The following is an 11,371-nucleotide window of genomic DNA, read 5'->3' as shown; positions in this document are numbered from 1 at the left end:
AGGCGCGCTTCTACTAAATATAACTTAGTTATAAAGTGCTTTAAGAATTTCCCCAGCACCTTGCTCTAAAAGCGCTTCAGCGACTTCGATGCCGATGTCAGTGGCTTTTTCGCGGGATGCGGTAGCCGACGCAAACAGCAACTCAGAGCCATCTGGTTTCCCAACCATACCGGTCAGCGTAAGTACGTCGCCATTAAGGGTAGCAAAGCTACCGATAGGTACTTGGCAGCCGCCTTCCAGTCTTTCGTTCATGGCGCGCTCTGCGGTAACACGCGTATTGGTATCTGTATGATTTAATGCCTGCAGCAAGTCAATTAGCTCTTCGTCGTCGTTACGGCATTCGATTCCTACAGCGCCTTGACCTACAGCCGGCAGCGAGATATCAGCTGGTAACGCCATGCGAATACGAGATTCCATTTCAAGGCGAATAAGACCTGCAGAAGCTAGAATTATAGCGTCGTATTCACCCGCATCTAACTTTGCTAAGCGTGTGTTCACATTGCCACGCAAATCTTTAATGATGAGATCGGGGCGATACTTGCGAATTTGGCACTGTCTGCGAAGGCTCGAAGTGCCCACTACTGCGCCATGTGGTAACGCGTCTAGGCTATCGTGATCATTTGAAACAAAGGCATCAAACGGGTTTTCGCGTTCACAAATAGCATGCAAACCAAAACCTTCAGGAAATTCTACCGGTACGTCTTTCATTGAGTGAACCGCAATATCAGCACGGCCTTCCAGCATGGCTATTTCAAGTTCTTTAATGAACAGCCCTTTACCACCAATTTTCGCCAATGGCGTATCTAAAATTTTGTCGCCCTGCGTACTCATAGGCACAAGCTCAACGGTCATTGATGGATAATGCTCCATTAATTTTGCCTTCACATATTCTGCTTGCCAAAGCGCAAGCGCGCTTTTTCTAGTAGCAATTCGAACGGTGCGGGTAGTGTTGAGGTGACTCATGGCTATTCCAAACTCTGTAAAAAAGAAACTTAAACGTTGTAACACAACGCTATACGAGATACCTCGTAGTATACGCATTTTCTGCGCTAATGTTTGAAATTAGGCGCAGTTTTCTACTTGGTTTTTGTGCAAATATACGTCTATGATTACAACGATGAAATAGTGTGCTTATAAATTTGGGGAGTACAGTTGTTAGTATGGACAACACGCCAGTAGGACAATTGCTAAGAAACGCACAGCAAGATGAGGCTGAAGAAAAAAGGCGCAGGTTGACGCTGTACTTCATTTCCTACGTCGGGGCGACCATTATGGCGTTCATGGCATGGCTTAACTGGGGCACGGATAACCCATTGTTAGTAGGCGCTTTAGCTACCTCTGCTTCGGTGATTTATCTCAATGTTGCGCTGTCGCATATTTTTCCGAAAAGTGACGTCTTTTATTATGTCGCAGGGGTTATCGTTTTATTTACTATTAATGCTCTGGTTTATACCGGAGGATTGAATAGCACAGGTCTATATTTCATTTTCCCTCTGATATTTATTCAAATAATAGTGGTGCGATTCAAGCCAGCCATGGTCTATGTTGCAGTCACTATGGTGCTTGCTATCTATATGCTCTACAACCAAGATGTCATCGTTGCGAAATACCCTGATGAACATGTTTCTCGGTTTTTGATTGCAACCTTTTGCTTTATTTGCGTTGCCTTTATTGGTGAAAATTTCTGGCACAAAAGCCGAAAAGAAATGCTGCGTGAAAACTTAGAGCGCATGAGACAGGCTAATACTGACCCCCTCACCAAGTTACCGAATAGACGTTTTCTAGAAACCGTCTTTTTTGAACGCGCTCTGAAAGACCCAGGCGCCTATTTCCCCCTAACCGCAGTGGTTGTCGATATAGACCACTTCAAGAAGATTAACGACACTTACGGGCATGATATCGGTGATGAGGTACTAATCCACTTCACTAACATCATCAAAAGTGCGGTTAGAGCGTCTGATATTGTTGCGCGCACCGGAGGAGAAGAATTCTTAGTACTCTTTCCTCTAGCGCCTTTGAGCCAAGGTGTAAAACTTGCCGAGAAGATGAGAAAGGTAGTTGAAGAGAACTCATTTACGGAAGGTGACATCAACCATAACATAACGGCCAGCTTTGGCGTGGCTACCGCGCTTACCGACGACAAGCTGCACGCTAGCTTAAAACAAGCCGATGATAATCTTTATAAGGCAAAAAATGGGGGCAGAAACCAGGTTGCAGAATAGCATGATGTTTAAAACATATTGCTTTTGGCGTTCAGTTACAAACCATATGTGCAACCCGTGGATGTAAATGTAATAGTCGGGGCGGCGCTCGACGCAGTGCGATAACTAGTCTTGGTGTAGCTAGCTATCACACTGAAACCAAACTGGATAATGCCTCAAAAAACTTAATTTAAAACCTTCTGAAGCCAAGCGCTTATATCGTTTAGTTCTTGCATGCAGACATTATGCTGCATTGTATACGTCTGCCAAGTAGCGTTAAAACCGCTCTCATTTATCGTTTTAAATGCCGCATTGCCCATAAATACCGGTACTACTTCATCTTGGTCACCGTGTGCCATCATAATAGGCGTTTCACGGTTTGTGTCTGTTGCCTCACTTGCAAGTAGCGATGGCTCGCACATATAGGTTGATAGTGCAATAACGCCAGCAAATTTACGGCTATATCTAGGCGCTAGGTGAAGTGCAATCACACCGCCTTGAGAAAATCCGGCAAGCACTATGCGTTCACTGGGAATACCACTTTCAATTTGCGCTTCAATAAGTGCTTCTACTTGTGCAGCAGACTCTTTTACGCCGTCCAAATCGGCACGACTTTCAAAATCTAGTGATTTAATGTCGTACCATGCTCGCATACGCATTCCACCGTTAATAGTAACGGGTCGTTCAGGTGCATGGGGAAATAGAAATTTGACTGCCATTGATTCAGGAAGCTTTAATTCAGGCACGATAGGCGCAAAACCGTGGCCAGAATCGCCTAAACCATGTAGCCAGATAACGCAGGCATCAGGCGCAGTGGATGGATTTATCTCTACGCACGGCAGAAGTTGCTGAGTCATTCTTTGTTTCCTAATTTTGTTGTTACCCTATTACCAATGGTTATCCTTTCTCACAGGCAATCTCTGTCTTCCCCAAGAAGTGTGGGGTCAGAGTACTTTTTCTACCACCATCATTCTCAGAAAATTATTATTGTTATTTATTTTGCTAACACCGGCCTGCGACTAAAGAGTATGCACCATCAATGGATAAACCCGATAATCGCAGTTACGGCGCAATGGCTTCATATGCTATCATTGCCGCTAGAAATCACCACATTTTGATAGAATTTTAATACCCTATGGCTTCACTACTCGGCAATTTATTTATTCTTGCTGCTCCTTCAGGAGCAGGAAAATCAAGCCTTATCAAGGCACTAATGGAAAAGTATGAAGGCAATGCAGCCACACCTATGCAGGTGTCTGTGTCTCATACCACGCGTCAACCGCGTCCGGGTGAACTAGACGGGGTACATTATCATTTTGTAAGCCGAGAGCAGTTTGAAGCGCTTATCGAACAGGGCGTTTTTTTTGAATATGCGGAAGTGTTTGGCAATTATTACGGCACATCTCGTGTGACTATCGAGCAAACACTGCATCGCGGTATTGATGTGTTTTTAGATATTGATTGGCAGGGCGCTCGCCAAGTCAAAAAGCTTATGCCAGACACATGTGGTATTTTCATTCTTCCTCCGTCACTCGATGTATTAGAGCAGCGCTTAAACAACCGCGGCCAAGACAGTGAAGAAGTGATTGCAGGGCGCATGGCACAAGCCGTAGCAGAGATGTCTCACTTTAGTGAGTTCGATAGCGTGATCATTAACGATGACTTTGCAACGGCGTTGAACGACCTAGAAGCCATTGTGACAGCGCAGCGTCTTCGCACGGTAAAACAGCAGATGCGTCATCAAGTGCTATTGGACGAACTGCTCGGTAGCGCGTAAGCTTAATAATATTATGGGTGTTTTGTTTAACATCAGGCGATCGCTGCCAAAATTACACGATCTGACTGCTTCAATTTCAAACAAAATACTAGGATCGCGTTATGTATCTGTGTATACTACGCGGCCGTTTTTTGAATAACTTGCTCAACCTAATTTTCGGAGAAATACATGGCTCGCGTAACTGTAGAAGATGCCGTAGATAAAATTGGTAACCGCTTTGACCTAGTGCTTGTTGCTGCACGCCGTGCACGTCAAATTGCCACTGAAGGCAAAGATCCTATGGTTGACGTTCAAAACGACAAGCCAACTGTTACAGCACTTCGTGAAATCGAGGAAGGTCTTGTAACTGCATCGACACTTGAACAAGCTGAACTTCAAGCACAAGAGCAGCAAGAACACGCTGAATTTGCATCAGTAGCAAACATCCTATCTGATCAGTAAGACCTCCTTTTAACGGTTTTATCGATATTTTGGCGCCAGTGCTTTGAAAAAAGCACTGGCGCTTTGCTTTTGGTGTATTGGCTTATTGCACAATAAAACGTATTCTTAGGGTTGTAACGTTAGATAAGGGTCACGCTCCACTGTGTATTTGTTTGAAGGTTTAAAGCAGAAAGTTTTAGAGTATTTATCAGCTGAACGCGTACAGCTGGTTCAGGAATCTTTTGTGCTAGCCCAAGAAGCGCACGATGGACAAATGCGCTCAAGTGGCGACCCCTATATTACTCACCCTGTTGCCGTGGCCGGTATTCTTGCCGACATGCACCTTGATCACGAAACGATCATGGCGGCTCTTTTACACGACGTTATTGAAGATACCCATTACAGCAAAGAAGATTTAGCTGAAGCTTTTGGTGAGACTGTTGCCGAATTGGTAGAAGGTGTTAGTAAGCTAGATAAACTTGCCTTTAGCACGAAACAAGAAGCGCAGGCGGAAAACTTCCGCAAAATGATGATGGCCATGGTGCAAGACATCAGGGTTATTCTTATCAAGCTTGCCGACCGTACCCACAATATGCGCACGCTGGGCTCGCTTCGCCCAGATAAGCGCCGTCGTATCGCACGTGAAACACTAGAAATCTATGCGCCTATTGCCCACCGTTTGGGTATTCACGATATTAAAAATGAGCTTGAAGATTTAGGTTTTCAGGCCATGTACCCCATGCGACATCGCGCATTAAAATCTGCCGTGCGTCAGGCTCGGGGAAATCGTAAAGAAATCATCGAGAATATTCGCGAAGAGCTTAAGACACGCCTTGATGCCTACGAGATTGAATCTGACGTATTAGGCCGCGAGAAGCACCTATATTCCATTTACCGGAAAATGAAAAACAAAGAACTCATGTTCAACGAGGTAATGGATATTTATGCGTTTCGTATCGTGGTCAAATCAGTAGATAACTGCTATCGCGCGCTTGGCGCTATGCATGGTTTATACAAGCCAATTGAAAATCGTTTTAAAGACTATATTGCTATTCCTCGTACCAACGGCTATCAGTCGTTACACACGTCATTAATTGGCCCGCACGGCATTCCTGTGGAAATTCAAATTCGTACCCAGGAAATGGATCAAATGGCAGACAAAGGTGTAGCGGCCCACTGGCTTTATAAGGAGCCCGGCGATAATGGCACAACTGCACAGCTACGTGCGCGCAAGTGGATGCAAAGCCTGCTTGAACTTCAGCAGTCAGCCAGTTCATCGTTTGAATTCATCGAGTCGGTTAAAACTGACCTGTTCCCTGATGAAATTTACGTGTTTACACCAGACGGACGAATTATCGAACTGCCAATGGGTGCAACCGCTGTTGACTTTGCCTATGCAGTGCACTCTGATGTAGGCAATACCTGCGTGGGCGTGCGCGTAGAGCGCAGAAACTTCAGCTTAAGTAAGCCTCTTGAAAACGGCCAAACCGTAGAAATTATTACCTCGCCAAAAGCGAAGCCTAATGCGAATTGGCTGAACTTTGTGGTGAGCGCCCGCGCGCGTACCCGTATTCGCCAGTATCTGCGTAAGCAGCATTCTCAAGAAGCAGTGAACATGGGTAACCGTCTACTTCGTCATGCATTAGGTGCAGTGAAGTTAGATGATATTCCTAATGCAGATATTGAGCGTGTGGTGGCAGAAACCAAGCACGCTAATTTTGACGACCTATTGGTAGATATTGGCTTAGGTAACGAACTAAGTGCTATCGTGGCTCGCCGTTTATTAGGCGAGAGTACGACGGATCTGTCTGACAAGAAAGGCAATGTGGCCATTCGTGGTACAGAAGGCTTGCTTGTTCACTATTCTCGATGCTGTCACCCTATACCTGACGATGAAATTGTAGCCGTATTGAGCCCAGGCCGAGGTATGACTATTCACCAAACTGGCTGTAACAATATTCGCAAGCTTACCCGTGAAGAGCCTCAGCGCGTGCTACCTATGCAGTGGGACGACAATCCGCAGGGTGAATTCAAAGCGTCGCTACGCATTGAGTTGTTTAACCATCAGGGCACACTGGCAACTTTAACGAACACTATTTCAGGGTGCGATTCCAATATCATTGGACTGCAAACTGAAGAAAAAGAGAGTAATATCTACTTTATCGACCTAGAACTTACTACGCACAACCGTGTGCACTTGGCCCGCGTGATGAAGAAAATACGCACCATGCCAGAAGTTCAGAAAGTGTCTCGTCATAGTCAATCACGACACTAATTACTACACTATTTAGGAACTACTATGTCTAAGTCTATTATTCAGACCGATAAGGCACCTGCTGCTATTGGTACTTACAGCCAAGCAGTTAAAGCAGGCACTACCGTTTATCTTTCAGGCCAAATTCCTTTGGTTGCCGAAACCATGGAAATGGTTTCTGACGACTTTGAAGCGCAAGCGGTACAAGTTTTTGAAAACATTAAAGCGGTGTGTGATGCTGCTGGCGGCACTACAAACGATTTAGTGAAAGTGAACATCTTCCTTATCGACTTAGGTCATTTTGCAACGGTTAATGAAATCATGAGCCGTTATTTCACTAAGCCTTACCCAGCACGTGCTGCCGTTCAGGTGTCTGCATTGCCTAAAGGTGCACAAATTGAAATTGATGGTGTAATGGAACTGCCGGAGTAAGCCATGTCACCTGAGCGTTACCAGCGCATAAGACAAGTGCTGGAAAGAAGGCAAACTGATCTTACGGTTTGCCTTGAAAATGTACACAAGCCGCATAACGTATCTGCAGTAGTGAGAACCTGTGATGCCGTTGGCATTCATCGCGTTCACACCGTGTGGGAAAAGAAATATCAGTTCCGTCGCGGCACCGCTATGGGTAGCCAACAGTGGGTGCGCCAAACCAATCACGATAATATCAACGACGCGATGGCTGAATTAAAAGGCCAAGGTATGCAGGTGCTGGTAACCCACTTATCTGATACCGCTGTCGATTTTCGCGATATAGATTACACCAAGCCTACGGCTATTTTGTTTGGTCAGGAGAAATACGGTGCCTCTGATGAGGCGAAAGCCATTGCCGACCACGACATTGTTATTCCTATGATGGGCATGGTGCAGTCGTTGAACGTATCGGTGGCCGCAGCGCTAGTGCTATACGAAGCTCAGCGCCAACGTACCATAGCGGGCATGTATAACACTCAGCAGTTACCCGAAGAAGAATGCCAAGCATTGGCCTTTCAAAATGGTTACCCGCGTTTGTATAAACTTTGCCAGCGCAAAGGTTTGCCTTTGCCTGCTATTAACGCCATTGGTGAAGTGGATGCTGACGATAGCTGGTGGAAAGAAATGCAGATCACAAAAGCAGAAGCAAACGCGCTTGAGGCCGACTAGGGCCTAACCTATTGGTTGCACTTTTAGTTTTGTTCTTACTTGTATAGGGGCCAGCGTAAAAAACTGGCCTAAAGCGTACTCGCCAACCCCTCAACAATCCTTTACACTTCTTTTCCTATAACACGTTGAATAACACCAGCTTGTGCCAATTCAAAGGTTAAATAGTTAATGTTCCAAAAGAAGGATATCGCTTGATGCAAGCACTGGCCACTACCCCCATTACTGCGCTTAAAGGCGTAGGCGCTAAGGTGGCAGAAAAGCTTAACAAAATAGGCTTGTTTACCCTTCAAGATATACTGTTTCATCTTCCTCATCGCTACGAAGACAGAACCCGTATTTACAGTGTGGCAGAGTGCCGCCCGTTTACCCATGTAAGCGTGCAGGGTGAGGTAATGAGCGCCGACATTCAGTACGGCAAAAAACGCATGCTGGTGGTTAAGCTTAGCGACGGTACGGGTACCATAACCTTACGCTTTTTCCACTTTGGTGCCGTGCAGCGCTCTATTATGACGCCGGGAAACACGGTGCGATGTTTTGGAGAAGTGCGTACTGGCAAGTGGGGCATTGAAATGATGCACCCCGAATTTAAGCTAGTGGACGAAGAAGCGCCACCCACAGAAGAATCACTGACACCAGTTTACCCCACCACAGACGGTGTCAAACAGCTAACCCTTCGCAATTTAACTGATCAGGCGTTAAAACTTCTAGATAAAGGCGCGCTAGCTGACCTACTGCCCGACGGCATTTACGATGACCAAATTAGCCTTAATGAGGCGCTTCATTTGGTGCATCGCCCACCACCCGATGTAGACGTACACGAAATGGAAGAGGGGCTGCACCCTGCTCAGTATCGATTAATTCTTGAAGAGCTGTTGTCACACCATTTAAGTGTATTGAAAGTACGCAAACTATCTGACGCACAGCCCGGTATTCCAATTAGTGTGAACCAGCCGCTTATCGATAAGATGCTTGGACAGTTGCCATTTTCACCTACCGGCGCGCAGGCGAGGGTAGTAGAAGATATACAAAAAGATATGCAGCATGCACGGCCTATGATGCGCTTAGTACAGGGGGACGTGGGCTCGGGTAAAACCTTAGTGGCAGCACTGGCAGCACTGTCAGCTATTGGGGCTGGTCACCAGGTAGCGCTGATGGCGCCAACAGAGCTATTGGCTGAACAACACGCGAATAACTTTCGTGGCTGGCTAGAACCTTTAGGTATTGAAGTAGGCTGGCTTGCCGGAAAGCTAAAAGGCAAAGCTCGCAATGAAGTTTTAGCGCGCTTAGAAGCTGGTGATATTCAAATGTTGGTGGGTACGCACGCTATTTTTCAGGAAAGCGTGAACTACCAGCAGCTAGCACTGGTTATTGTGGATGAACAACACCGCTTTGGTGTACATCAACGTTTGGCCCTACGTGATAAAGGTGAACAGCAAGGTCGCTACCCTCATCAGCTAATTATGACGGCAACACCTATACCAAGAACGCTGGCCATGACAGCCTATGCCGACCTAGATACCTCGGTCATAGATGAGCTGCCACCGGGCAGAACGCCGGTACAAACCGTTGTGCTACCAGATACACGCAGGGCCGATGTGATAGAACGCGTGCGTCAGGCTTGTAAAGATAATGGCAGACAGGCTTATTGGGTGTGTACGCTTATTGATGAGTCGGAAGTATTGGAGTGTCAGGCCGCTGAAGATGCCGCGGTTACCTTGCGTACCGCATTGCCAGACTTACACGTTGGCTTGGTACACGGGCGCTTAAAACCTGCTGAAAAAGCGCAGGTTATGGCTGATTTTAAAGATGGCAAGCTAGACTTATTAGTGGCAACTACGGTTATTGAGGTAGGCGTAGACGTGCCTAACGCCAGCATTATGATTATTGAAAACCCTGAACGTTTGGGTTTAGCACAGCTTCATCAGCTACGTGGCCGAGTAGGGCGGGGTGCGGTGGAAAGTCAGTGCGTGCTTATGTACCAAAGCCCACTATCCAAAACCGCTACTCAGCGTCTAGGCGTACTGCGTGAGTCTAATGACGGATTCTATATAGCACAGCGGGATTTGGAAATTCGCGGCCCAGGTGAGTTTATGGGGACAAAACAAACCGGAATGGCAGAGCTTAAAATAGCAGATCTGGTTCGCGACGCTGCACTTATTCCAAAAGTTCAAGAAATCGCCTATACCCTTTGGGATAAATATCCTTCTCACGCCCAAGCAATTATCAATAGATGGATAGGGCATAAGGAGCAATACGGTCATGCTTAAGAGTGTGCCTTTGGTTGTATGTGATAACGACAACAGCGCTAACGCCAATAGCGATGACGCTGCGCTAATTAGCGCAATTAGCGAAAAATGGGGCTTTCCTGTTATCAGTAGCAGTGAAAAACCTAGCGAAGGCTTGTATTTGCAGGTTCAAAACGGCGTGCTTGGCCTTGCCGACGCAGGCGAGAAAAAAGTAAACCCGGTTGAGGTTGATTTTGCTTCGCCTGCTAGTTTGTATCGCAAGCAACATGGCGGTGGGCGCAAAGAGCCCATTGTTAAAGCCATTGGCCTTAAAGGCAATGAAGCATGGCACGTAGTGGATGCAACGCCAGGACTAGGGCGTGATGCATTTGTGTTGGTAAGCGTAGGCTGCAAGGTCACTATGATTGAACGCTCGCCAGTGGTTGCCGCTTTACTTGAAGACGGTATTCGTAGATTAGCACTTAGTTTTCCAGAACTTGCAGCTAAAATGTCGCTTCAACATGGAAATAGCGCTGAGGTAATGCAATACTTCACTGGTGAGGATGTGAACGCTATTTACTTAGACCCCATGTTCCCACACAAAAAGAAGTCAGCCTTGGTGAAAAAGGAAATGCGGCTGTTTCAGCAACTGCTTGGTCATGACCCAGACGCAGATGCGCTGTTACCGCCAGCACTAGAGCTAGCCACGCACCGGGTAGTGGTGAAACGCCCAAACAGTGCAGACGTGCTGGCAGGAATAAAAGCATCAATGGCTATTGAAAGCAAAAAACACAGATTTGATGTGTATTTGTGTCAAAAAAATCTAGGAGAGTAGCATGATACAAGTTGGGGGCACTTTGCCTGAAGTAGATTTTAGCCTTTTAGTAAATGGCGAAATAACTAACCCAGGAACGAACGAACTGTTTTCAGAAAAGCGCGTTGTACTATTCGCTGTACCCGGCGCTTTTACACCTACTTGCTCACAAGCTCATTTGCCAGGCTATGTTGCGCTTGCAGATAAGCTTAAGGCAAAAGGTGTTGATAGCATTATTTGTCTGAGTGTGAACGATGCATTCGTTATGGATGCGTGGGGTAAAGCAAACAATGCAGAAGAAATTACCATGCTGGCCGACGGCAACGGTTTCTTTACGAAACAAATTGGTTTAGACATGAGTACAGGCAACTTCGGTGGCTTGCGTTCGCTACGCTATTCTATGCTTGTAGAAGATTGCGAAGTTAAAAAGCTAAACGTTGAAGACCCTGGTCGTTTCGACGTAAGCGATGCGCAAACCATGTTAGATAGCCTTTAATTTTTAAAAAGGCGTTAAATACCCAAAGCCCGCAACAATTG

At 46.2% G+C, this 11,371-nt stretch carries 11 protein-coding genes; 9 read left to right on the top strand and 2 right to left on the bottom strand.

Annotated elements, in window-relative coordinates:
* Window positions 1-24: 24 nt before the first annotated feature.
* The gene (hemC, locus tag ACYX4M_RS06350) at window positions 25-963 is read right to left on the bottom strand and encodes a hydroxymethylbilane synthase (RefSeq protein WP_476082337.1); all 939 of its coding nucleotides are present in this window, start codon (window positions 961-963) and stop codon (window positions 25-27) included.
* Window positions 964-1,160: 197 nt separating this feature from the next.
* On the opposite strand from hemC, the gene ACYX4M_RS06345 reads away from it, so the two are divergent.
* Entirely contained in the window at window positions 1,161-2,222 is a 1,062-nt protein-coding gene (locus tag ACYX4M_RS06345; protein ID WP_476082336.1) for a GGDEF domain-containing protein, read from the top strand.
* A gap of 164 nt (window positions 2,223-2,386) precedes the next feature.
* On the opposite strand, the gene ACYX4M_RS06340 is transcribed toward ACYX4M_RS06345, so the two are convergent.
* On the bottom strand, window positions 2,387-3,058 hold the full coding sequence (locus ACYX4M_RS06340) for an alpha/beta hydrolase (protein ID WP_476082335.1): 672 nt from the start codon (window positions 3,056-3,058) through the stop codon (window positions 2,387-2,389).
* A gap of 278 nt (window positions 3,059-3,336) precedes the next feature.
* Between ACYX4M_RS06340 and gmk the strand changes: the two genes are divergently transcribed.
* From gmk to ACYX4M_RS06300, 8 genes are all read left to right on the top strand, one after another.
* A complete protein-coding gene (gene gmk, locus ACYX4M_RS06335) occupies window positions 3,337-3,978 on the top strand; it encodes a guanylate kinase (protein ID WP_476082334.1) in 642 nt (213 codons plus the stop codon).
* A 168-nt stretch (window positions 3,979-4,146) separates the two neighbouring features.
* Window positions 4,147-4,419 (top strand): DNA-directed RNA polymerase subunit omega, encoded by a 273-nt coding sequence (rpoZ, locus tag ACYX4M_RS06330; protein ID WP_179981967.1) that lies wholly within the window; start codon window positions 4,147-4,149, stop codon window positions 4,417-4,419.
* Between the two features lie 142 nt (window positions 4,420-4,561).
* Complete coding sequence (spoT, locus tag ACYX4M_RS06325; protein ID WP_476082333.1) at window positions 4,562-6,673, top strand: bifunctional GTP diphosphokinase/guanosine-3',5'-bis pyrophosphate 3'-pyrophosphohydrolase; 2,112 nt, start codon at window positions 4,562-4,564, stop codon at window positions 6,671-6,673.
* 24 nt (window positions 6,674-6,697) lie between these two features.
* Entirely contained in the window at window positions 6,698-7,084 is a 387-nt protein-coding gene (locus tag ACYX4M_RS06320; RefSeq protein WP_014975316.1) for a RidA family protein, read from the top strand.
* A gap of 3 nt (window positions 7,085-7,087) precedes the next feature.
* Complete coding sequence (gene trmH / locus ACYX4M_RS06315; RefSeq protein ID WP_476082332.1) at window positions 7,088-7,795, top strand: tRNA (guanosine(18)-2'-O)-methyltransferase TrmH; 708 nt, start codon at window positions 7,088-7,090, stop codon at window positions 7,793-7,795.
* A 194-nt stretch (window positions 7,796-7,989) separates the two neighbouring features.
* Complete coding sequence (gene recG, locus ACYX4M_RS06310; protein ID WP_476082854.1) at window positions 7,990-10,062, top strand: ATP-dependent DNA helicase RecG; 2,073 nt, start codon at window positions 7,990-7,992, stop codon at window positions 10,060-10,062.
* The gene (locus tag ACYX4M_RS06305; protein WP_476082331.1) at window positions 10,055-10,855 is read left to right on the top strand and encodes a class I SAM-dependent methyltransferase; all 801 of its coding nucleotides are present in this window, start codon (window positions 10,055-10,057) and stop codon (window positions 10,853-10,855) included. Before recG ends, ACYX4M_RS06305 begins: the two co-directional genes overlap by 8 nt.
* A gap of 1 nt (window position 10,856) precedes the next feature.
* A complete protein-coding gene (locus tag ACYX4M_RS06300; protein WP_476082330.1) occupies window positions 10,857-11,330 on the top strand; it encodes a redoxin family protein in 474 nt (157 codons plus the stop codon).
* The last annotated feature ends 41 nt before the right edge of the window (window positions 11,331-11,371 follow it).

The sequence above is a fragment of the Alteromonas sp. ABV4_150 genome (assembly GCF_056311745.1).
Note: the sequence above shows the minus strand (reverse complement) of the source record. Positions and strands in the feature narration are given on the sequence as shown.